Raw genomic sequence first — 23,403 nt, 5'->3', positions numbered from 1 at the left:
TCCTAACATGAAAAAGTTAATTTTATCATTGGCTTTGGTGGGCATCGCTGCTACAGTTGCCTTTGGCCAGAAAAAGGTGGTACGATCTGCCGAAAGAAACCTAAGAAGAGGCAATATTGAAGAAGCCTATTCAGACATTAAGAATGCTGTAAAGGATGAAGAAACCGGAAACGAATCGGAGACCTATTTCATCAAAGGCAAGATAGAAACACAGCTGTTCGAAGCAGACTCTTCCAACACCGAAGAAACAGTGAGTTTGGGAAGAGAAGCAGAGTCCAGTTTTATGACCACCTTCGAAATGGAGGATATGGATTCCACCAGTAAGGTGAGCAAAGACCTGTTTAAAGAGGTCGTTCCAGAGCTTCCTGCAAACTTACAGGGAGAGGGCGTGTACCGATTGAAAAATGCTTCATTAAACAAAGGAAGTGAAAGGTATGAAGCAGAGGACATGGATCAGGCATTTGAATTCTTTTCTTTGGCTGCTGACCTGGATCCCAAGGACACCACAACGGTTTTTAATGCGGGATATACCGCTAATATGATTGGCAATACCGAGGCGGCGAAAAAGTATTTTACGCACTTGTTGGACATCGATGAATACAATAAACTCAACGCTTATTATTTCCTGATCCAAATCGCCAGTGCGGAGGAAAAGGATCCGGAAGAAGCGTATAGATTGGCTACCGAAGCCCGGGAACTTTATCCGGAAGACAAAGGACTGGCAGAATTTGAGATTCAGTTGTTGTTGCAATTGGATAAAATGGATGAAGCCATGGTTTCCATAGAAAAAGCATTGGAAAACGATCCGGACAACCCTGCCATACGCTTAAGATACGGGTATTTGAAAGAAAGTTCCGGAGATATGGAAGGAGCATTGGAGGAGTATAAAAGAACGGTAGAAGCTGATCCTGATTTCTTTGAAGGAAACTATTACGCCGGAGCCATTTACCTGGACAAAGCAAGAAATATCATCACGGAGGTAAACAACTTTTCTGATGAAGAGTGGGAGGAAAAATCAGATACCATGTTGGCAGAAGCTGATGGTTTGTATGAAGAAGCGTTACCTTACTTTACCAAGGCGTTAGAATTGAAGCCCGATAACACGGAAATAATGCAGATTTTGTTTCAGATCCATACGCGTCTGCAAAATGAAGCAAAAGCAGAAGAATACGATCAGAAGCTCTCCGATATACTTGGAGACGATTGGATTTCGCAATAATGAAGTAAATACGATTGAAAAAGGGGGATTGCCGACAAACGTTCAGCAATCCCCTTTTTTGTTTCAAAAAATCTGTGTTCCCTTTTTAATTTGTAAAGTCACGCCATCTGAGAGCCCCTGATGTCTCCTAGTTACTATGCCCCTAAGTCTCTCGGTCCCTTAGTCTCCAAGTCCCTTAGTCTCTAAATCCCTAAGTCTCTCCGTCTCCAAGTCACAATGTCCTTAAGTCACCAAGTCTCTAAGTCCCTCAGTCACTTAGTCCCCAAGTCTCCGAACCGCTCTCCAAATCCTACTTCCATGCCTCTGGAAAAGCTAGCATGGAAAAGTCCCAAATCCAGGGAACGTAAAAAAGCGTAAGAAACAGAATGAATACAATGGAAAGCAAATTGAGAAAAAACCCAGTTTTCATCATGACCGGAATGGTCAGGTAGCCAGAGCCAAAAACCACCGCGTTGGGAGGGGTTGCCACCGGTAACATAAAGGCACAGGAAGCAGCCATGGTAGCTCCAACCATCAATCCAAAGGGATGTACCCCCATGGCCAAGGCTACGGCTGAAAGTATGGGGAGCAGCATGGAAGCAGTAGCCACATTCGAGGTGATTTCGGTTAAGAAATTAACAGCAGCGATGATCAGCAATAAAAACAGCCAAAAAGGCACGTTTTGAAGTAAAATAAATTGCTCCCCGATCCAGTTTGCCAGGCCCGTTTCCTGAAAGCCCTCGGCCAGGGCCAGACCACCTCCGAAGAGGATCAGAATGCCCCAGGGGATTTTTTCGGCTACCTTCCAATCCAGAAGGCGTTCCTTTTTTTCATTTCCCGCCGGTATCACGAACAAAAGCAAAACGCCTGTTAGCGCGATGATCGTGTCGTTTAGCACCGGTATGTATTTTTGTAGGAGAAAACTTCTGGTAATCCAGGAAAGGCTGACGCCCATAAAAATCCATAGAACCCGTTTTTCCTGTATGCTGATAGCCCCTAATTGGGCCAGTTGCCTTTTGATTTCTTCTTTTCCTCCAGCTATTTGGAGGGATTTAGGAAATTGAAAAGCCCAGTTTACCAGGTAATACCAGCAAATAAAAAGCAAGCCCACAGAAATGGGAAAACCGATCAGCATCCACTCACCAAAACTGATTTCAATACCGTAGGTATTTTTGACCACGCCCGTCAAAATGATATTGGTTGGTGTGCCGATAATGGTGGCCAGACCACCAATGGATGCACTGTAGGCAATTCCCAACATCAGTGACTGTCCAAGGGATTTTTTTATGGTGTCATTGCCATGACTGATCTGTACCACTACTGCCACGGCGATGGGCAGCATCATCAGGGAGGTGGCGGTATTGGAAATCCACATGGATAGAAAGGCCGTGGCCACCATAAATCCTAAAATGATTTTTTTTAAGTCTGTACCTAAGTACGAAATGATTCGAAGCGCTATCCGCTTATGCAGGTTCCACTTTTCGATGCTTACCGCAATCATAAACCCTCCCATGTAGAGCAATACCATGGGGTCCGAGTAAGGAATAGAGGTCGCTTTGATCCCCAATACGCCCGTTAGCGGAAAGACGACTAAAGGAAGCAGGGCAGTAGCGGCGATGGGAATGGCTTCGGTTATCCACCAAATGGCGATCCAAAAAGTAATGGCCAACAAGGCAACACCGGAATCCGATAATCCTTCGGGAGTGGCAAAGAAATAGATCCCTAAAAAGGCCAATGGCCCCAGGATTAAGCCAATTTTTTGAGTTTGCATAGTTTGGAATAAGTCCTAAGAATAACTATAAAACGGCAAAATCAAAAATATTCCTAACACAATTCTAATAAGAGGCTTGGTTTTCGGCGATTTACCTTTCCCATCCATGGACCATACAGGACAGTGCAGGATAGAATTTCCCAATTCATGTACTTTATTTAAGAATAATTGGGAAATAATGTTAATATTGAATTAACCTAAACCTGAATCAAATTAAACAAATACAAATGATCCAACAGCATTTAGATCGAATTAACCGCGTGAAGGCCTTGTTCTGGGTAGTGGTGGTCTCCTTTTTTGCTTTTCAGTGCGGTCCGGAGGGGCCAAAATTAGCATTAAATAAAGGAAATCATATCGTACTTGTAGGGAATAATCTGGCCTCTAGAATGATGAATTTTGGTCACTTTGAAACCGAAATGCACGTTCGTTATCCCGATTCCTTACTCTACATCCGAAACATGGCAGATGCGGGAGATACACCCGGATTCCGGCCACATGCTGGCAGGGTTTCTCCCTGGGCTTTTCCTGGAGCGGAGGAATTTCAGGATGAACTGGCTACCAATTCGGGCAGTGAAGGGCATTTCGAATCACCGGATGAGTGGATCAAACGGCACGAAGCAGATATCATTGTCGGGTTTTTTGGATACAACGAGTCCTTTGAAGGGCAAGAGGGCTTGGAAGATTACAAAAATGAGCTTGAGGCATTTATCAATCATACGAAAAACACACTCTATAATGGCGAGGCAGCACCGCAGCTTGCACTGGTTTCTCCAATAGCCTTTGAAAACCTGAGTGGAGATTTTGACTTGCCCAACGGAGAAAAGGAAAACGATCACCTGAAACTGTATACTCAGGCCATGCAGGAAATAGCTGCTGCCAATGAGGTATTGTTTGTGGATGCGTTTGAGCCTTCGCAATCCTGGTATGCCAATTCAGAGGAATACCTTACCATCGATGGCTTTCAGCTTACCGAGGAAGGATACAAGCAGTTTTCTCATTTTCTGACCGATGCCCTCTTTGGATCTGACGATGCCGTGGCAGAAGACCGGAGAGAAGCCATTCATGCCGCAGTCCTCGAAAAGAACTGGATGTGGCACAACGATTATAAAATTCCCAACGGCGTTCACGTATTTGGTAGAAGGTACAATCCATTCGGGCCGGATAATTATCCCTACGAATTGCAAAAGATCCGTCAGATGACCGCCAATAGGGATCAAGCCATCTGGAATGCCAGCCAGGGCGAAGCTTTTGACCTGGCGGCGGCGGATGAAAATACGATTGAGTTGCCTCCCGTAGAGACCAATTATAACCCGGAAAAAAACGGCGACCTTGACTATCTTTATGGCGAGGATGCCCTGGAGAAGTTTGAGGTTGCAGAGGGCTATAAAGTGGAATTGTTTGCCTCAGAATCCGAATTTCCCGACCTGGCAAACCCGGTTCAAATGACCTTTGATACCAAGGGAAGGCTTTGGGTAGCCGTAATGCCCAGCTACCCGCACTACAAACCGGGAGATCCCAAACCCAATGATAAAATACTCATCCTGGAAGATACCGATAATGACGGGAAAGCTGACAAGCAAACCGTATTTGCAGACAGCCTGCACCTGCCCATCGGTATGGAAATTGCGCCTGAAGGCGTGTATTTATCCCAGGGCACCAATTTTATCATACTCAAGGACAACGATGGGGACGATTATGCTGAAGAGCGCCAAATTCTGTTAAGTGGCTTTGACGACCACGATACCCACCATAATATTTCTGCTTTTGTGGCGGATCCGTCAGGAGCCATCTACATGGGAGAAGGCGTGTTTTTGCATACCAATGTGGAAACTCCCTATGGTCCGGTTCGGGCGACAAATGGTGGGTTTTACCGGTACAATCCCGCTCGAAAGCGCCTGGAAAGAACCGCACAGCTCCCCATTCCCAACCCCTGGGGAATTGCCTTTGACGATTGGGGGCAAAACTTCTTTGCAGAGACTTCAGGACCGGATGTACGCTGGATGATGCCCGGCTCTGTTAAGCCTCGATATGGTGAGGGCACGCATAAAGGCCCCAACCTGATTGAAGATGCCCACCGGGTGCGCCCGACTTCAGGGCTGGAATTTGTATCCAGCAGGCATTTTCCGGAAGAAGTACAGGGTGACCTGCTCATCAACAACACCATCGGCTTTCTGGGCATGAAAATGCACAAGATGATGGAAGATGGCACCGGGTATGATAGTGAGCACCGGGTAGACCTGATCCGTAGCGATGACCGGAATTTCCGGCCGGTAGACATGGAATTTGCCCCGGATGGCTCCTTGTATTTCGTGGACTGGCATAATATCCTGGTAGGCCACATGCAGCACAATGCCCGTGATCCGTTGAGAGACCATGTGCATGGCAGGATTTACCGAATTACCTATCCTTCCCGACCGTTGGTAAGCCCTCCGGAAATTGCCGGCGAAAGTATAGAAACCTTGTTGGACAACCTTACCTTGCCGGAATTCAGGGCCCGCTACCGCACCCGCGCGGAATTACGTGGCAGGGATGAAGCAGAAGTTTTGGTGAAAATGAAGGACTGGATGGCCAATTTGGATGCCAATGACTCCCGCTATGAACACCATTTGCTGGAAGCCCTTTGGGTAAGCTGGGGATTGAACCAGGTGGATCAGGATTTGATGAAAACACTGTTTGCTTCCGACGATCACCGGGTGCGCGCCGCCGTGGCCCGGATATTACGGTATACCGGTCATCAGGTGCCCGACCAGGTAGAGATGCTGAAAAAAGCGGCCGCCGATCCGCACGGAAGGGTTCGATTGGAAGCCATCGTGGCCGCCTCCTGGCTGGACAAAGAGGATGGGCTGGCCATTTTGGAGGTAGCAAACGAGCATCCCAAAGATGATTGGATGCAAAAACCCTTTGAGACTTCTTTAGCTCACCTGAACGACATGTCCGTAAGCAACATGGTGGTGAATCCGGATGGTAGCATCGTCTTTCAGGAAGCGGCTCAGGAAGAAAAACCATCCAATAGCCGTCTAAAAGGAGAAGACCTGACCCTTTTTCAAATGGGTAAAGCCATTTACAGCAGGGAAGGCTTTTGTATCACCTGCCATCAGCCCGACGGAAACGGCCTAAGTGCTTCCGGATTTCCACCGCTAGCGGGTACTCAGTGGGTAAATGGAAGCGAAGAGCGGCTGGTGAAGATTATTCTCAATGGCCTAATGGGCCCCATTGAGGTGCTGGATAAGGAATATCCGGGACAGGTGCCCATGACCCCATACGCCGGTATGCTCAATGATAAGGAAGTAGCTGCCGTGGCTACCTATGTACGGAATAGTTTTGGAAATGAATCTTCCCCCATCAAACCCGAAAAAGTGGCCGCAGTGCGGGAAGCTACCAAAGGCAAACAAGGATTTTATTCACCGGCGGAATTGCTGCAGGAGCATCCCATGGAAGCGGGAGAATAGTAACAGAAATAGTAAAAAAGCAGGCAGCTCCGGAATTGGAGCTACCTGTTTTTTCTATCCGTTTTATTTGAACTGCTCGAAAAAATCCCCCTTTCCCCCTTAAAAAGGGGGAATTAGTTACGTTTGGCTTTCAAACCAATTTTTGCCAGTGCGAACTAGTTGAACAAAAAAACACTACAAAAGTCCGCCGTAGGAAAGGCTGACGGGCACGGTATATTCACCGAGCTGCACCTGGTGCTTTCCGATTTTGTCCATGCGGTGTTTATTGGCAATAAAGGAGCGATGGGTGCGGACAAAATAGGAGGGTAGTAACTTTTCCAGCTCCTTGAAGGTCATGCGGCTAATGACCTTTTCCCCCTCCAGGTAGAAGGTCACGTAGTTACCGGTGGCTTCACAAAACAGCAGGTCTGCAAAGTGGACCTTGATTTGGCCCTCGGAGGTTTTAATGAACACATGTCCATTTGTTTCAGAAGGCTGCAGCTCTTTCCAGTCCCGTGCTTTTTGACAAGCCTGCAGGAAACGGCTCAGCGAAAAAGGCTTGAGCAGGTAGTCCAGGGCATTGAGCTCGAAGCCCTTGACAGCATACTCCGAATAGGCCGTGGTAAATACCACCATGGTTTCAGCTTGCAACATGCCCGCCAGGTCGATTCCGGAAATATCCGGCATGTTGATGTCCAAAAAAATCAGGTCAACGGGCTGGGTTTTGTGGTAGTCAAAGCCCGTGATGGCATCCGAGAAAACCGCCTCTAACTCCAGAAAGGGCACCTTAGCCGCATGGGATTTAATGACTTCCAATGCCATGTTTTCGTCGTCTATTGCTATAGCTTTTAGCATATCAGTTGGATTTCAATTTGTGCAGTAACAACACGGAACCTTCATTTTCAAAATGTTTGATTACTTCTTCCGGATAGTTTTCTGGCTGAGTATCTGACACAAATGAAATGGGTTCGATCAATGTGACCACTTCCCCGGTGGGAGTAATCGCTGTGGGAAGGATCAAAGAAGGAAAATGAACGTCAGAAAAGTCAATTTTATCAACATGTAATTTATCGGTCTTTAAATTAATAGCAAATGTCCAGAAATCATTTTTCGTACTAACAATCACGCCCAAAATCAAATTATTGGTTATCTTAACAGGTAATTGAAGGTAATGGTGATTTAGCCCTTTTGCTTTCAATTCATCAGCAAGTGTAATATCATTGACAACATGCTCAGGCAATTTACTGTCTCCAAAGTCTATTAAAATTTGATGTTCTAGTTTTCCTGCACTGGAAAAAAGGCGCACGGTATCATCAGGAGGCCGATTATAAACAATGCCAGAAGCTTGAGACAACAAACCTGCATGGTAATATACATTGGTATTCCCTCCGATAGCTGTATAGCCGAAATACAAACTGTCTAACTTAAAAGAAGTATCAAAACTCCCAACTTTGGGATAATTCGCAATGGCATCGTTTTGATTGTCATTGTTAATGGCGAATAGCCAGCCGGTCTCTGTTTCTATAAAACCTCCTGCATTTACAGGAATGGAAATATTTTCGACCCAGTTTCCTTCAGGAGAATAGACAATAATTTTGTTATCAAGCGCATCTAAAACCAATATTTCTCCGTTTTTCCTTACCTGGAAATCTTCAATGCCATTTAGTTGATACGGCCCCTCGCCAAAATCACCAATCTTACGGATAAAGGTTCCTTGCGCATCAAAGACCAATACTCCGGAGTTATTGATATGATCAAAAAGGTAAAACTGATCATTGATCGCTAATAACTTATCCACTCGTTTAAACAAAGCCTCTTCTTCTATGCTCAAAAGAACGTAACGTTGATTCTCAACGAATTCTTTGGCATCCAATGGTGCCGCTTCATCAAATGAATAAATCGTTATATGGGATAAGTCGGATTGATCTTTCGGTCCCTGACAAGAGATTCCCCCTATCAATAGGCAGATCAGGTAGCGTAATTGGCGTTGATGTATCATTTCATGTGTTTATAATGGTCTTTAAGTTGCCACATGGAATCTCGCATGCTTTATAATCATCCCTCCGTGGGTCGCTTGCGTCATGCTCGATTTTAGGTTAGTCTATTTGGACCGAAAAATGAACAAAATGCTCCGTATCGTTTGAAACAATCGTTAAGTCATGCCTGTCGGGATACAGTACCTGCAATCGCTTGCGCACATTGTCCAAACCGATACCGGATTCATCGGTAGGGTCTTTCAGGGCCTTGGGCGGATGAAGGGAATTGACCACGTCCAGGTGCACCGATCCGGCCAGGCAACGCAGGTTAATCCGGATCCAGGATTTATTTTTAGTGCTGATGCCGTGTTTGAAGGCGTTTTCTACGAAAGGGATTAGCAGCATGGGGGCGATGGTTCCTTCACAGTGTTCTTCATTCAATTTAATGCTAATTTCCAAATTATCCTCCTTTTTAAAGCGCAGCATTTGAAGGTCCAGGTAGTTGCGCAGGTACTCGATTTCCCGTCGTAGGGGGATTTTATCCAGTTGGTTTTCATGTAGCATAAAGCGCATCATGTCGCCCAGTTTTTGGATGCCATCCGAGGTCTTTTCGGCATTTTCCATCAAAGCCGCCCCATATAGGGTATTCAAGGCATTGAACAGAAAATGAGGATTGATCTGGGACTTGAGAAAACGGAGGTCGGCCGATCCGCGGTCTACCTGATGGCTGAGGGTTTCTATTTTGCCTTTCATGCCAAAGTACTTTTCGAAGGCCAGATCGGAAAGGGGCAGCACGACCAACTGGATGACCAATCCGGTGCCTAAGCCCAAAAGCACCGTGCCTGGATCCTGTTGCATAAGCCCTACAAACAATAAAAAACCGGGAAAACCCACGATCAGTAATATGTTAAACCAAAGGGCGGCGCGTTGCTTTCCATGTAAGCGCATTCTGTAGATCAAAAAGAAATTGTACAACACTACCAGAATGGAGGCTGGAAGAAAAAGTGCCAGGATCACAGAGATGTTCCGTGAAACCAGAAAGTCGAATTTAAATAGAAAAAGAACCACAAAGAAGAAAATACTGCTCAACCTTAGCAGGTTATACGTCAGAAAGTCATCCATCTTAGGGGGTAAAAAAACCTCCTTTAGCAGGAGTACCCAAACCAGGTAGCCACCATACAAGGCCATAGCCGTAAAATAAAATGGGGTAAAGGGAGAATTGGTAATTTCGGAGCCCACTGAGAATAAGGAAACAAGGATATAGGACAAGGTGAAAATCAGTAAGCCGTAGCCAATTAAAGGTCCTTTTCGGTTTGTTTCTCGATATCGGGGGATCAGCACCCGATGCATCAGGTAAAAGACCAAAAAGAGGATTAACGGAATAAAAACCCTGGCAAAATAACCAGTGGGATTGCCTGGGAAATAGTGAAAACTACTGCTTCCAGCACTTAGAATATTTACGAGCACAAGAATCAAAAAAACAAAGGTGACAATCCACCATTCGATTTCCTGAAATGCTAAGGGTTTGTTTTTCATATTGTATTCCATTTAAAAATGTAAATTTAACCCGAATACGCTGTACCTGGTTTGCGTTGGGATGATTTGTTTGGCCTCTGCACATGCGCTACAGGTCAAATAGATATTGTATAACAAACCGGCGAGAATCAGCGCAATATAGGTTCTTTTAGTAGCTTTGGTCATGGTGTTTGTCAAGGTAAAATGGTTCCGGATTTTGTCATTCCTTTCTGATCGGAATCCGGAAGCATTAATCATGACACAAGAATAAACCAAGTAAAAATTTCAATCAAATTTATGTGATGAAATGGGGGAAAGTAGGGATGGAATTTAAGGGGTTAACTATTTATGGTAGGTAATCGATCTAACTCCTGTAAAATTTGCTGATTTTCTTTAGTTTTTTTAAGCGTTAACTATGATTTTTTCAAGTTTAAACGTAGCTTAATTTTACAAAAATAGAGGGCCTGAAAAATAATAACTCCGGGTATTTAGATCTAATGCAGGCTATAAATTGATTTAGGGAATTATTTTTATGGTCTCGGGGTATTCGTCGATGATTTTTCCATTTTCATTGATCATCAAAAAATACTGTTGAGGCCCCTGAAGGGTAATAATTATGGCCGAGTTTTCCTCGGCAGATTTCCGTAGGTACCAGACTTCTTCCGGGGTTTTGGGCTTCTTTTTCGCTACTCCCCAGGAGCCATCACCCAGGTACACGATCCCATTGGGGTGGATGGCATTGTTTTTTACCGGGTAGCTTCGCTTATAGGTATGGTCGTCATTTTCCAGGGCCACCCGAACCCCGTATTCCTCAAACAGCGGAACCCAGTTATCGAGTACTTCTTCAGACCAGAATTGGATGCGTTTTCCTCCAGGTTCCACCCGGCCGGATGGATACGCCGGCTTGTGGTAAACGGGAAGTAGGTGGGGCCTATCCTGCCGCTCCTCCAACGTGCTTTTCAGCCATTCGGTTTGGCTGCCACTGATCAGGTTGCTGTGCGAACTGTCCAGGATGATCAGGCTCAGGTAGTCGCCGATATCCAGTACGCCGTAGCCGGGTTGGCCGGGGAAAGCGAATAGGGGATAGAAAAAGGGTCCTTTTGCCAGGCGTATGGCATCAGTGGGTTCCTCCATTTCGCCCGCTTTCACTTTTGCGATAAAGGCCGGCATGCCCATGTCCGCATCGATCACACTTTCCGATGCCGGGTAATGGTGGTTGATGACATCGTGGTTACCCAGGCCTACAATGATCGGAACGACACGCCCTTCTTCGGAGATAAGCGTTTCCCGGATTCCATCAAACCATTGGTACCAGAGGTCCACGTTCTCCTTGTCTCCATTGGCATAAGCCAGATCTCCGCCCCAGACGATAAAGTCCGGATCATACCGCATCACGGCACGGTTCATTTGGCGGAACAGCTCCCCATGCGAGGTATCCCCACCGGCAGCAAATCGGAGGGGGCGGTTGTTTTTGGCCGGCAGGGTGCGAAAGGAATAGATCCGCTGGAATTCCCCTACACGAAATTCATAGTTGGAATCGGGTTTCAGGTTGCTCAGTTCGATGCGGTGAATGCGACGATCCGAATGGGGGAAGGGAAAGGATTGGGACGGAGCGGCCAGCCATTCGGATGTACCTTCGGAGCGATAAGAAAGCGTTTCCAAGGCATTATCCTCCGGAAGCGTATGCCAGTCGATGCTAATGGTCGTAGTAGGGTCATGCTTCCAGGTAAGCAGGATGGCAGCAGGTTCGGTTTGGGCCAGGGCAGCTGAACACAGGCAAAGGATCAGCAGTTGACCGGTAAAAAAGCGTAACCAAAGGCTGAGGGTAAAGCGGGATGGCATGGATTTGTTGTTTTTGGTAAATATACCGGAAACGAGAAAAAGTGCCTATTCCCAATGAGTTAAATTGGCCTACCCCTGCTATTTTCGGATTTCTAGTGTATTCATCTCTTTGTTGTTATACATTTAGTACGGTAATCCATTTCGTGATTGCTTAATCAATGTACTTGTTAGTTAAAAAATACAGCAGGATAGGGGAGCTGGTGCTGCTGGTGGAGACTTTGGCAGAGCTGTTCGTTTACCGGTAAGCAGATAAGCGGTACAGGAGGAAAAGACGCTAGACGGATTTCCACCAACAGAGGAGGTGCTAGGGGCTTATACGCCAAACATCAGCTTGCTATACCATTTGAACCGGTAGAAGCCAGCCCATTTCCACATTTTCGGAAAGTCTTTTTTCTCAATGGCCTCCAGGGCAAGGAGTCTGTAATAATCCACCACAGGTCGGTATAAGAAGGGATAGATGAGCGCAAATAGTACAAAAGAAATCGATCCCGGTGTACCGGCTTCTACCCAAAACCAGATATAAATCAACGCAGGTCCGTCTGCAATCAGGTGATACGTCCAGACATTCTTACCGTACTTTTTCATTTTCTTTGATTGTTTCGTTGATTTAAACAACCCGGTACAGTCAGACAAGCGATAAAGGAATTTTAGTGTAAAAAGACTTTATTCAAATTGTAAAGTGTATATTTACACTATTCAAAATAAATGATCAAGACATTTAAACATAGGGGTTTAAAGCTGTTTTGGGAAACTGGCAATAGTAAGTATTTGCCTGTCGTTCAGCTTAATAAGATCCGTAGGGTACTGGATATTATAGATAATTTAAGTGATGTACCGCAGGACCTGTCGCCATTCAGAGGATTGAGACCGCACCCGTTAAAAGGAGATCTCCAAGGATATTGGAGTATGGATATCACCGGAAACTATCGGATACTGTTCAGATTTGAGGATGGTAAGGCTTATGATCTAACCTATGTTGATACACACTAAATTAAATTAAATGGCTTATGAAACGTGGAATAGAACACAATACACACCCTGGGGAGGTGTTAAAGGAAGAAGTAATTCGTGCTAATCGATTGACGATTGGCAAGGCGGCTGAGCTGCTTGGGGTTACGCGACCTACGTTATCAAACATTCTAAATGAAAAGGGATCTATCACACCAAATATGTCGCTTAGGCTTGCCAAAGTCTTTGGAGGAAACGCAGACTTTTGGTTAAGGATGCAGCTTTCACATGATCTGAGGAAAGCTGAAAAACAGTTTAATGAGAATCCCCCGAAAATAAAGCCATTCGAACTTCAATCGACTCATTGATTAAATTCCATCAATAAAATTTTGTCTGATGAAAACCATAACAATGACCGAATTTCGTAAGTCCATGAATAGGCATCTTGACTACGTATCCAAGGATTTAGGAACGATTATCGTTCCCAGAAAAAGTGGTCAGCATGCAGTGGTAATGATATCAGAGGAGGAGTACAACTCGATTAACGAAACCCTTCACCTGATGTCAACCAAGGCGAATAGGGAGCGTCTGGATGAATCAATCCAACAAAGAGAAGAAGGGGCAACAGTTCCTTTTAAGCCTTGATGAACACTGAGTTTACGTTCATCAGTTTTGAGGGGGAACGCAAACCCGAACCACTTAAAGGGAATTATAGAGGATATTGGTCCAGGCGTATCAATAAAGAACCCCGATTGGTTTATGCTGTATCCGGAACAAAAGGGAGGGACCAGAAATGTACGATTATTCAGTGCAGGTTTCATTATTAATTGATGGGGTGGAATTGTCAGTATTTAACATAATATAAATTATATAACAATTGGAGAGATTTGCGTTCAGACGCGATAGCGGATGATTAACATAAGATTAGTTATAATAAACCTATTGAATCATTATTGGTTTGACCTCGGACCCGGTAACGAATGATTTTCTTAAGATCAGTTCTTACGCTAAAGCAAATCACAAAGTATCATTTAGATAGTCCACCATTAGAAGTTGAATCCAAATTCCACCCGTTAGTTACCAAGTTTATAATCAAACTTTCTAAAATCCACCACCTTGAGCAAATACTGGATACCCGGGAACCTGGGATTAACCAATAGATTGTGTTCTTCCGGATAAAAAGATAAGTGCAACCGGGCGGATGGAACCCTTAAAAATGGAAAACTATTTTCTACCAGCCACAGTTTGCCAAAATCTTGTGTTGCTTTGTTATGTGGCAGCATGTCCCAGTTCTGTGGCAGACTTTGTTTATCAAGGGTACCAATCAGTTCACTGTCAAGGATTTCATAAATAACCACATACCAGGTTTCAAGAGCAGTAGAAGTACCTTTGATAGACAGGTATTCCAAAGCCGCCAGAGCTGCCGAACTACTGGCATAAATCATAGGATAAGCTTTGGGATTCCACCTTCCCCCTGACAAAGAACTACTAAAAGGTTCCCGGTGGTATTTTTCCGACATCATACGGTAATAGGTCAACATGCCTACATGACATTTCCGAAGTGAAGGGCATCTATGGCTTCATGCGCCAGGTCTATCCCCGTCATGGATACCAATAGGTCCCTGGGTTTGACTTGACCCAAAGCCATATTTGGTGTATTCAGCCAGGATTTTAAGCTGGATTCCCGACCAAAAATCTCCATCCCTTTTTTGATCACTTCGTCCATTTTAAAAAACTGGTAAGAACCAGGTATGCCGATTTTACTGTCAGCAGACCACCTGGAAACAGTGCTTTGGGAAACTGCGGCCGCCTTGGCCAAATCAACCATTTTAAGATCCAAAAAATCAATTATCGGGGAAATCTCAGCATAGGTCAATTTATCCTCAAGCTTTCTAGCCACCTCTGCCAAACTCCTGGCACCTTTAAAATCCTTTAGGAAATAACCATATCCGTTCTTGACCACATAACTGACTTGCTGGTCTCCCTTATTGACCACAAAAGTTTCAGAAATGTCATATGGCTTTTCATAATCACTAATATAGGATAGGTCTTCCGACTTAAAGGCTTTGTATTTCTTACTTTTTTTCATTTGACATACCAATATATATCATTTGAAGGATTAATACAAACTTTATACTATCTTTTACTTTGTGTATTGATTTTCAATTACTTAACACCTTCCCACTCCTTCTATTCTCCGACTCATCCACCCAGTAGATGTACCAAAGCCTGGCATCTGAAGGAATAGTGACTTTACCTTTGGCTTTATCCAGCGGTATCCGTTGCCAGTCCCTTTCCGGACTCCGTTTGTCACCTGCGGTGAATGCCAGGTAAACTTCTTTCGGCGCAGGAGCAATCGAATACCCGACCTCACTCCCCTTTTGTTTCAATTTAATTGAACTATTGAAATCGTTTTTATCTTCTAGTATGGTACTGATAAAGTTGTAAATTTCCCCGGGTTCTGCTCCGTGCAAATGGCTGTGTTTCAGTTCGGGTATCATGGCATACTGCGCATTATGGGCCAGGTTCGCTGTTTTTTGCCAGTTTTCAACGAAATAGGCAAAATCATTGGTGCCGTTGATAAACAGCATTGGTACCCTTGCATGGGCCACATAGCTGGAAGGATCCCAAAGTTCCACCCAGCGCTGGGTGGCATCTGCTCCCAAGGAATCAAACTGATTGTCCCAGGCACTACCCTGATGGAGAAATCCCGCTCCATACACAGGTACGGCCGCATTGAACCGGTGGTCTACTCCTGCTACCAGATTGGTAAGGTAACCGCCCCAGCTGATACCTGTTATCGCTGTCTTATCCGGGTTTATCTCCGGAAAGGACCGAATCAGGGAGTGCGCACGGATAATATTTGATACCGAATGGAATTGCCATTGGACGGTAAAGTTTTCGTCTAACCGGAAAAACTTGTGCTCGTCGTCCTGCTTTGGCCCTCCAGCGGCCAGCCGGGTGCTTTTTGAACCCCAGGGGTTGTCCTGCTGCTCCGTGGGTAATGGCTGATTACCACTCAGGTCCATGGCAATGGCGGCGTATCCTCTTTCGGCCCATTCCTCTGCCCAGATTCGAAAGGCCGTCCCTCCCCCACCGTGAACCAGCACGATTCCGGGAAACTCTCCGGTTTCCGGATTCTTTTCTCCCAAGGTTGCCGGGCTGGCGTAGTAGGCAAAAATTTCCGTCACCTTCCCTTCATAGACTTCACCGGTATAGATCAGCGATCGGACCGGATCGCTCTGATTGACCCACCGGAAGTCAGGAGCTGCGGATAAGACCGGTAAATCCCAGGGAATTCGCCCCTGCAGGTCGGGCGGTAGAGAAATACCGGTCTGGGCAATAACCATACCCTGCAAAAAAATCAGCGTTAGGCCAATTAAAATAGTTTTTTTCATATTGCTGCTGTTTTTGGGTAGACAATTGCTCCTGTTTGGCATTCCGGCTTTGTTTAATGTCAGCCTGGGATAATTTACAGATACGTTACAAGTACTCATAAAAGTAGTAGGTTTTTTGGGCTATTTTTCCAAATTCGACCAAAATTCCCTCGGACACCAAACAAAACTGGATATATTTATTCCGACAAATTATGTAGTATAGCGTTGGTTTTGGGGATAATAATGCTTTAAAATAAGATTACATGGCGATTTTTAGACAATTTACTGCAAACAGTATTTCAATGAAGCCCTACCCTTTCTGGAAGGAATTGGCAATGGAAGCCTATTTATTGGAAAACGAGGATATATTAAAGTTAGACGAGCAGAATTTTTCTGAGGTAGAAGTTCTTGATGCTGAAATCGCCTTAAAAAGTGGAAGAAAATCTGGAGATGGCCGAATAGATATTTTGGCTAAATACGGTGGAGAGTATTTGGGAATTGTGGAAATCAAACTGAATGAAATCAATGAGTTTAGTCTAATCCAGCTTGAAGATTACCTTACCGTTCGTTCTCAGATACTTTCTTTGGGAGAATATTGGCAGGAAGGTGCCGAACCAAAATGGGTTGGCCTACTTGTAGGTTCATCGATCAGCGCCGCCCTTCAAGACCGTTTATCACAAGGGTATCAATTCAATGGAATTCCAATTGCAGGAATGACGATCAAACGATTTCGCAGTGAGAAAAATGAAGTGTTTGTAATCTCTGACACGTATTTCAATTTTTCCTATTCTACCAAAGATTATTCAAAATTCATTTTCAAAGGAAAAGAATACAATAAGGGAAGGTTGGTTAATGAGGTAGTCCGCGCCCATGTAGAAAGAAATCCTGATATAACCTATTCCGAGTTGAAGCGAGACTTCCCGGATCATCTACAAGGAAGTTTTGGTGTAATTGACTTGACAAGCAATGCTGAAGATATATTTCAGCGATGGGGTCATAAAAGACACTACATTAAGGAAGAAGAAGTGATCCAACTTCAGGATCAAACCATTTCAACCTGCAACCAATGGAATCCGGAAAACATCAAATCCTTTATCCAACAAGCAGAAAAGTTGGGATGGCGGATAGAGTTGAAATAGGGGGATATTGGTAGTAAAGTTCAATTTGCCGGTAAGTTGCTGGACCTTTTTGCTGGTATTTCGGTTGATAAAATTCAATTAATAGTATTAGTTGAGGCAATGGCGTTTAAGAACTAAATTTGCTGGGCTTTTAATCCATTGGTTATTATTTCCATTCCTCCTAGAAGTAGTGTGTTGATAGCATTTGGTATTAGTCTTTAATTGGCCTTCAAATGATGGTAGCGGAAAAGAACTTTATTCTTGAATCCTAATCCATCAAAGGCAGGTCGCCGCCTCGTTCTCTGGCATTCCCCCGCGCTTCATGCGATAGTGATGCTGTTATTGGAAAGTTCTAAAACTTTTAACCCTGTTTCAAAGACTATGATGAAAATTTACGTTAAGTAACTTACTCCGGTGTAAAGTGCATTATTTCAAGAGCTTAAGATTAACGAAACTATTATTTATAAAAGAGTTAGACGGAATAAAGTAGGGTCTCCTGGCTCGATGATGCCTTAAATGCCAGAAAATCAGGTTGGTTATAGATTTTAGCTTTGCTCCACTAACTTATTTGACATTGCATAAACCTACCAACCCTTAAATGTCTATAACTTCAACTCCATAACCATCTCCGCAATAACTTCACTTGTCGCATACACCACCCCTTGCCGATTCATAAAGGTGGTTTCCGGCGTATTGAGGTGTAGTTTTTCACCCCTCATATTGGAAACTGGTAAGCCCAATTCTTCAAAAATCAGCCGGGTGGCGGCAAAATCCCAGATGCTGCCGCCTCCCGTTTGCGGTCGGGGGAATTTTACGTAGCAGGCATTTGCGTGGGACAAGACAGAGAGCGCATTCCGGACCGCGCCAAAACCAATAAGGTACACCACCTCCCGGTAATTTTCGGCTTTTGCCCATTGCTTCATCTGTTCGGTAAAGGCATTGAAATAGTCGGCCGACTGCATGCTGCTGTCCATATAGATATGGAAGACCTTATCATCGCTTGAATTTCCTAATTTAAATGGTTGTCCATTCAGGACCACCCCTTCTCCCTTTATAGCGCTGTAACATTCATCCTCATCCGGTATATAGACTACGCCGATCAGCGGATCTCCGGATTGGGAAATCAGGGCAATGGAAACGGCATATCCCGGCCGCTGCTCTGTAAAGGGCAGGGTACCATCCAGGGGGTCAATGCACCAGAAATAATCCTTGTGTAATCGGGTTTGATCGTCGGCTGCTTCTTCCGTCAGTAAGCCCAGATCGTATTGGGCAATACCGGGCCGTAAATGTTTTAGAATGAGTTCCTGTGCCTTAAAATCCACCTCGGTCACTACCTGGTAAGCCCTGGAATATCCCCCCTGCTTGTCCTGTAGGTCATGGGGTTGATCAACTTGCGATTGAATCAGATGCCCTGCTTCAATACTTGCGTTGATGGCGTTTTGGCAAAGTGTGGAAAGGGTACTTTTATTCAGCATTTAAACGTAATTTAATTCTTCCAATACGGACCGTGTCAGTCGTTCGCTATAGCCATGCATCTTCCAGTGACCGGCACTCCAGCCATCCAGAAAGCGGTAAATATCGGCCCAGGCGAAAGCGTATAGCTCCATCCATTCATTTTTAACCAATTGAAAATCATTATACTTATCAAGTGCCATTTCAAGTGAATTAAAATAGTGGTTCAGCAATTCATCCTCATGTATTTCGCAGTCTTCTTCGGAAAAACAACTGCTGATAAAATAGGCAACATCTTTTATACCACAGCCTTTTCCAACGTATTGAAAATCCACCGCTGCCACCTGGTCTTCCGGGCCGAAACAGAAATTGGCCAACTTGGCATCGCCATGTACAAGGGTTTGATAGGTAGCTTCATTGAGCCGTTGATCAATCGCCGAAGCGGCCTGCTGCAGGGGAATATGCTTCATTTTTGCCCACTCATCGGGGCGGGTTTCCAGGTGCCAATAGGTACCCATTTCCCAGAGGCCAATGGGCGGTACCTGCATAAATTTGGCATGAAAACGGGCCAGCCAGGTCAGGCAGTTTTTGGCAGCTGACAAGGAAACCGTATCGGGCGTCAAACGTCTGGGAAAACCCAAGGCATTCAGGTCTTCCATAATCAAGAGTCGCATGCTTCCTTTTGCTTCGGTATGTAATAATTGAGGCACTTTACACGCTGCTCCCGTTAGCCGGGCATAATGCTCGTACCAGTAGCTTTCCACGGCATAGGATTTGATTTTACGTTGATGGGACAAATCGGTATTCCAACCCCGGGGGTGTTTACCGGACTCAGGTAATTGTATGTGCTTGACGATAACCGACGGATACTTCCCTCCTTCTAATTTATAGCGTTTAATGGAGCCGTAACCACTCCATAAAGTCTGAACATGAGCGATCTCCCGGATGGTGGTGGCACCGGTACATTCAAGAATTTGGGAGGCTATGGGAGGCATGGTTTTTTTGGAATTGTATGGTTATTGAGATGGGGTTGGCCCAGGTAGAATCCTGCGCCCTTTATATGAGAGGCTATACAGGCTGCGGTCCCAAATTAATATTAATTTTTCAATTTCTCTTACATTTTTCCTATTGAGGCAGCTGCCAAACTAATATCATCAGTTTCAATGACTTTTATCATTAATAATTTGTATTTTACCCTTTAACTTACCTTTTCATTTACATTCAGCTCCTACTATGCCAATAAATTGTATTCCCTTTTCAGCCATCAAAAATAAAGACCTCCCCCTGGTAGGGGGAAAAAATGCTTCTCTCGGTGAAATGCTGGCCACTCTTGCTCCCCTGGGTATTAAAATTCCGGACGGATTTGCAGTTACAGCTGCAGCATTCCGAACCTTTATCAAAGAAAATCAACTTAAGGAAAAGTTGGAAGCCGAATTGTCAACATTGGATAATGAAACGCTGGACAACCTGTCAACCATTGGTGCCAATTGCCGCGAGATCCTGTCCTCAGGGAAAATACCAAAAGAAATAGAAAAGGATATCGCCGCTTCTTTTGAGACCCTTCGGTCTGGCAATGAAATTTCAGTAGCCGTAAGGAGCAGCGCCACTGCCGAAGATTTGCCTACGGCAAGTTTTGCCGGACAGCATGATAGTTTTCTGAATATTGCAGGTCTGGACAACCTACTGAAAGCCGTTCACCGCTGTTACATTTCGCTTTTCAATGACCGGGCAATCAAATACAGGATAGACAATGGTTTTGACCATATGGACGTGGCCCTATCTGTGGGGGTTCAGCACATGGTTCGCTCAGATAAAGGCAGTGCGGGAGTAATTTTTACCATTGACCCGGAGACGGGATTTCAAAACGTAATTTACATCACTGCTGCCTGGGGATTGGGAGAAAACGTGGTGCAGGGAGCCGTAAATCCGGATGAATTTTTTGTTTTTAAACCATCCCTGGACAGCCAGAAAAAAAGCATCATCTACCGGAAGTTGGGAGAAAAGGAGAACAAGATGGTATATGCGGTAGGATCCGAAAAACCCATCAGGAATGTAACCACCAGCCCCACAGAAAGATCCGTTTTTTGCCTTTCAGACCAGGACGTACAGACACTGGCGGAATGGTCCTTTAGTATAGAAAAACATTATCAAATGGCCATGGATATTGAATGGGCCAAAGATGGACTGAGCGGAGAACTATTTATCGTTCAGGCACGTCCGGAGACGGTGCATGGGAAGCGGGATGCCATTTCCATTAAAGAATATACCTTAAAAACGAAAGCAACACCCATCTGCAAGGGAAAAGCAGTAGGGAGATCCATCGCCAGTGGCAGGGCCTGTATCGTCCAATCTCTGGCTGATGCTGGGAAAGTGCAAAAAGGAGATATCATTGTCGCAGACATCACCAATCCGGATTGGAATGCCATGCTGCGTAAGGCGGTATGTATCATTACCAATAAAGGAGGAAGGACCAGCCATGCATCCATTGTAGCCAGGGAATTGGGTATCCATGCCGTGGTGGGAACTTCTGATGCCACTGAAAAACTACATGATGGTCAGGTCATCACGGCTTCCTGTATTGAAGGGGATGAAGGCATGGTTTATGAGGGAAAGCTGGAATGGGAAGAAAAGGAAATCAACATCAGTGAAGTGCCGGAAACCCGTACCAGGCCCATGTTCATACTGGCTGACCCCCAGAAAGCGTTTGAGTTGTCTTTTTATCCCAATCAGGGCGTTGGCCTGCTTCGCATGGAATTCATCATCACCAATTCCATAAGGATCCATCCCATGGCTTTGGTCAAATACCATGAACTCAGTGATAGCAATGACAAAAAAGCCATTGAAGCCATTACCCACCACTATGCCAACAAGAAAACTTATTTTGTGGAAAAGCTTTCAGAATCACTGGCGACGGTCGGGGCAGCTTTTTATCCCAAGGAAGTGATTGTAAGGATGAGTGACTTTAAAAGCAATGAATACGCCCAACTGATCGGTGGTAAGATTTTTGAACCAAAGGAAGAAAATCCAATGCTGGGATTCCGGGGTGCTTCACGCTATTATAATGAGCGGTACCGGGAAGGATTTGGCTTGGAGTGTGAAGCGATACGGCTGGTCCGGGACGAAATGGGACTGACCAATATCAAGATCATGATACCTTTTTGCCGGACTGTGGAAGAAGGCCGATTGGTTTTGGAAACCATGAAGGATTTTGGCCTGGAAAGGGGAAAAAATGGGCTGGAAGTTTATGTTATGGCCGAAATTCCCAGTAATGTGATTTTGGCCAAAGAATTTGCAGAAATATTTGATGGCTTTTCCATAGGTTCCAATGACCTGACACAACTTGTTCTTGGGATTGACAGGGACTCTGCCATCATCAGCGACCTGTTTGATGAAAATAACCAGGCGGTAAAACAAATGTTGTCCGATGTGATTCAGACCGCCAAAAAATCCGGAGTAAAAATTGGCCTCTGCGGTCAGGCCCCAAGTGACTATCCCGAATTCGCAGGATTTCTTGTGGCCCAGGGCATAGACAGTGTTTCTTTTACTCCCGATGCTTTACTCAAGGGGATAGAAAATATCAGTATTGCCGAGCAAAAAGAATCTATCAAAAAATAGTTTAATCATAACATTACCCTGAAGAAAAGGATAACCCGAGGAATTAACCGAATCTCTTCCACTACTCTGGTCAAATGCTTTCTCCCTGAGGAGAAGGCCGGTACCCGGTGGGATGGGTAAGCCCATCAGTTGAATTAGTCAGTCCCCAATTTTATGCCTGCACAAAAAACCAAAGACCACGATAAGACCAAATATGCATGATCATGCTGATCTTAGCCTGAATTTTCGATTATTTTTGTACCTTGAAAAGGTATTAATTGCAAAACCATGAAAAAGAATATCCTTATTGGCACCGGTGTCATCTTGCTGATTTTTATTATCTGGGTGGTCTATGGATTATTTATCGCCACGCCGGTAAGTCCTCCGGCCACCGCTTCCTATAGCGATGGCGGTCTGGAAATCAGCATCGATTACAGCCAGCCATCCAAGAAAGACCGGCTCATCTTTGGTGAAGAAAGTGCCGGTGCCCTGCAGCCCTATGGACAATATTGGCGGCTGGGAGCCAATGCCCCCACAGAAATTACTTTCAACCAGGATGTTACCTTTGGCGGCCAACCGGTAGAAGCGGGAACCTACCGCATGTATGCCCTGCCCGGAGCAGATGCCTTTGAAGTGATTCTAAACAGTGAAACCGGGGTGTTCTTTGGTGCAGCGGAACCGGATTACGAACGGGATGTAGTGAAAGTCCAGGCCCCTGTACAAAAAATCGATTCCGTCGTGGAGACCTTTACCATAGATATCCGCTCCTCCGATAATGGTGCCACCATAGCCTTTAGCTGGGATGATATTTTGTTTACCGTGCCGGTAGCCGGGCAATAATGAATTTTCACAATATCCTTTCTCCCCCTTCTGTTTTAGGAGTGGGGCAGGGGGGTGGTTGAAATCGTGACCGCTTTTAAAAAAAGATTTCAAATTAATGTTTAAATACTGGTATAAGTTTACAGTATTATAATCCTGCAAAGAGTTTAGAAGTATATCCCCCTCCCGAAAACAGGCGGTTGGGGACTGACTCGTCCTGAAATTGTTTTACAGCATTAATTTTTTCATCTTTTAAAATCCAATGCCTGTTGGCCGATTTTGCTTGAAAATAAGCGTAAGGTATACTGATCTGCGTTTTTACCACCCCCTGTCTCCCCCTCCTGGAAACAGGAGGGGGTTGGGTC

Annotated in this window: 20 protein-coding genes; 9 read left to right on the top strand and 11 right to left on the bottom strand. The window is 44.9% G+C overall.

Annotated elements, in window-relative coordinates; translation table 11 throughout:
* The first annotated feature begins 7 nt into the window (after nucleotides 1-7).
* Entirely contained in the window at nucleotides 8-1,219 is a 1,212-nt protein-coding gene (locus GJQ68_RS01725) for a tetratricopeptide repeat protein (RefSeq protein WP_162415566.1), read from the top strand.
* 289 nt (nucleotides 1,220-1,508) lie between these two features.
* Here the strand turns inward: GJQ68_RS01725 and GJQ68_RS01720 are convergent, their stop codons facing one another.
* Nucleotides 1,509-2,969 (bottom strand): SLC13 family permease, encoded by a 1,461-nt coding sequence (locus tag GJQ68_RS01720; RefSeq protein ID WP_162415565.1) that lies wholly within the window; start codon nucleotides 2,967-2,969, stop codon nucleotides 1,509-1,511.
* Nucleotides 2,970-3,196: 227 nt separating this feature from the next.
* Here GJQ68_RS01720 and GJQ68_RS01715 point away from each other — a divergent pair, with 227 nt between their 5' ends.
* A complete protein-coding gene (locus GJQ68_RS01715; protein ID WP_162415564.1) occupies nucleotides 3,197-6,418 on the top strand; it encodes a PVC-type heme-binding CxxCH protein in 3,222 nt (1,073 codons plus the stop codon).
* Nucleotides 6,419-6,592: 174 nt separating this feature from the next.
* On the opposite strand, the gene GJQ68_RS01710 is transcribed toward GJQ68_RS01715, so the two are convergent.
* The 5 genes from GJQ68_RS01710 to GJQ68_RS01690 form a co-directional block, all read right to left on the bottom strand.
* Nucleotides 6,593-7,252 (bottom strand): LytR/AlgR family response regulator transcription factor, encoded by a 660-nt coding sequence (locus GJQ68_RS01710; RefSeq protein WP_162415563.1) that lies wholly within the window; start codon nucleotides 7,250-7,252, stop codon nucleotides 6,593-6,595.
* Nucleotide 7,253: 1 nt separating this feature from the next.
* Nucleotides 7,254-8,396 (bottom strand): 6-bladed beta-propeller, encoded by a 1,143-nt coding sequence (locus tag GJQ68_RS01705; protein WP_162415562.1) that lies wholly within the window; start codon nucleotides 8,394-8,396, stop codon nucleotides 7,254-7,256.
* A gap of 97 nt (nucleotides 8,397-8,493) precedes the next feature.
* A complete protein-coding gene (locus GJQ68_RS01700; RefSeq protein ID WP_162415561.1) occupies nucleotides 8,494-9,909 on the bottom strand; it encodes a sensor histidine kinase in 1,416 nt (471 codons plus the stop codon).
* Between the two features lie 495 nt (nucleotides 9,910-10,404).
* Nucleotides 10,405-11,730, bottom strand: coding sequence for a purple acid phosphatase family protein (locus GJQ68_RS01695; RefSeq protein WP_162415560.1), 1,326 nt, complete (start codon nucleotides 11,728-11,730; stop codon nucleotides 10,405-10,407).
* A gap of 312 nt (nucleotides 11,731-12,042) precedes the next feature.
* Complete coding sequence (locus tag GJQ68_RS01690; RefSeq protein WP_162415559.1) at nucleotides 12,043-12,315, bottom strand: hypothetical protein; 273 nt, start codon at nucleotides 12,313-12,315, stop codon at nucleotides 12,043-12,045.
* Between the two features lie 120 nt (nucleotides 12,316-12,435).
* Here GJQ68_RS01690 and GJQ68_RS23630 point away from each other — a divergent pair, with 120 nt between their 5' ends.
* From GJQ68_RS23630 to GJQ68_RS01670, 4 genes are read left to right on the top strand one after another with little or no spacing between them, the layout of a single operon-like run.
* Complete coding sequence (locus GJQ68_RS23630) at nucleotides 12,436-12,720, top strand: type II toxin-antitoxin system RelE/ParE family toxin (RefSeq protein ID WP_162415558.1); 285 nt, start codon at nucleotides 12,436-12,438, stop codon at nucleotides 12,718-12,720.
* 17 nt (nucleotides 12,721-12,737) lie between these two features.
* Complete coding sequence (locus GJQ68_RS01680) at nucleotides 12,738-13,046, top strand: HigA family addiction module antitoxin (protein ID WP_162415557.1); 309 nt, start codon at nucleotides 12,738-12,740, stop codon at nucleotides 13,044-13,046.
* Nucleotides 13,047-13,074: 28 nt separating this feature from the next.
* Entirely contained in the window at nucleotides 13,075-13,323 is a 249-nt protein-coding gene (locus tag GJQ68_RS01675; RefSeq protein ID WP_162415556.1) for a type II toxin-antitoxin system Phd/YefM family antitoxin, read from the top strand.
* A complete protein-coding gene (locus GJQ68_RS01670) occupies nucleotides 13,323-13,505 on the top strand; it encodes a Txe/YoeB family addiction module toxin (RefSeq protein WP_162415777.1) in 183 nt (60 codons plus the stop codon). The genes GJQ68_RS01675 and GJQ68_RS01670 overlap by 1 nt, the downstream gene beginning before the upstream one ends.
* 246 nt (nucleotides 13,506-13,751) lie before the next feature.
* On the opposite strand, the gene GJQ68_RS01665 is transcribed toward GJQ68_RS01670, so the two are convergent.
* The 3 genes from GJQ68_RS01665 to GJQ68_RS01655 form a co-directional block, all read right to left on the bottom strand.
* A complete protein-coding gene (locus tag GJQ68_RS01665; protein WP_162415555.1) occupies nucleotides 13,752-14,219 on the bottom strand; it encodes an RES family NAD+ phosphorylase in 468 nt (155 codons plus the stop codon).
* Between the two features lie 2 nt (nucleotides 14,220-14,221).
* Nucleotides 14,222-14,767, bottom strand: coding sequence for an antitoxin Xre/MbcA/ParS toxin-binding domain-containing protein (locus GJQ68_RS01660; RefSeq protein ID WP_162415554.1), 546 nt, complete (start codon nucleotides 14,765-14,767; stop codon nucleotides 14,222-14,224).
* Nucleotides 14,768-14,840: 73 nt separating this feature from the next.
* Nucleotides 14,841-16,076 carry an alpha/beta hydrolase family protein gene (locus tag GJQ68_RS01655; RefSeq protein ID WP_162415553.1) on the bottom strand — a complete coding sequence of 412 codons (1,236 nt, stop codon included), beginning with the start codon at nucleotides 16,074-16,076 and terminating at the stop codon, nucleotides 14,841-14,843.
* A 281-nt stretch (nucleotides 16,077-16,357) separates the two neighbouring features.
* Here GJQ68_RS01655 and GJQ68_RS01650 point away from each other — a divergent pair, with 281 nt between their 5' ends.
* A complete protein-coding gene (locus GJQ68_RS01650) occupies nucleotides 16,358-17,194 on the top strand; it encodes a hypothetical protein (protein ID WP_202927855.1) in 837 nt (278 codons plus the stop codon).
* 581 nt (nucleotides 17,195-17,775) lie between these two features.
* Here the strand turns inward: GJQ68_RS01650 and GJQ68_RS01645 are convergent.
* Complete coding sequence (locus GJQ68_RS01645) at nucleotides 17,776-18,648, bottom strand: 3'(2'),5'-bisphosphate nucleotidase CysQ family protein (protein ID WP_162415552.1); 873 nt, start codon at nucleotides 18,646-18,648, stop codon at nucleotides 17,776-17,778.
* A complete protein-coding gene (locus GJQ68_RS01640; protein WP_162415551.1) occupies nucleotides 18,649-19,620 on the bottom strand; it encodes a phosphotransferase in 972 nt (323 codons plus the stop codon). It abuts the gene before it with no gap.
* A gap of 238 nt (nucleotides 19,621-19,858) precedes the next feature.
* On the opposite strand from GJQ68_RS01640, the gene ppsA reads away from it, so the two are divergent.
* Both ppsA and GJQ68_RS01630 read left to right on the top strand, forming a co-directional pair.
* Entirely contained in the window at nucleotides 19,859-22,240 is a 2,382-nt protein-coding gene (gene ppsA, locus GJQ68_RS01635; RefSeq protein ID WP_162415550.1) for a phosphoenolpyruvate synthase, read from the top strand.
* Nucleotides 22,241-22,507: 267 nt separating this feature from the next.
* Nucleotides 22,508-23,059: a DUF2911 domain-containing protein gene (locus GJQ68_RS01630; protein ID WP_162415549.1), complete on the top strand. Its 552-nt coding sequence runs from the start codon at nucleotides 22,508-22,510 to the stop codon at nucleotides 23,057-23,059.
* Nucleotides 23,060-23,403 lie beyond the last annotated feature (344 nt).

This window comes from Cyclobacterium roseum (assembly GCF_010119225.1).
Taxonomy (GTDB): Bacteria; Bacteroidota; Bacteroidia; order Cytophagales; family Cyclobacteriaceae; genus Cyclobacterium; species Cyclobacterium roseum.
This window is presented reverse-complemented; position numbering and strand designations above follow the sequence as displayed.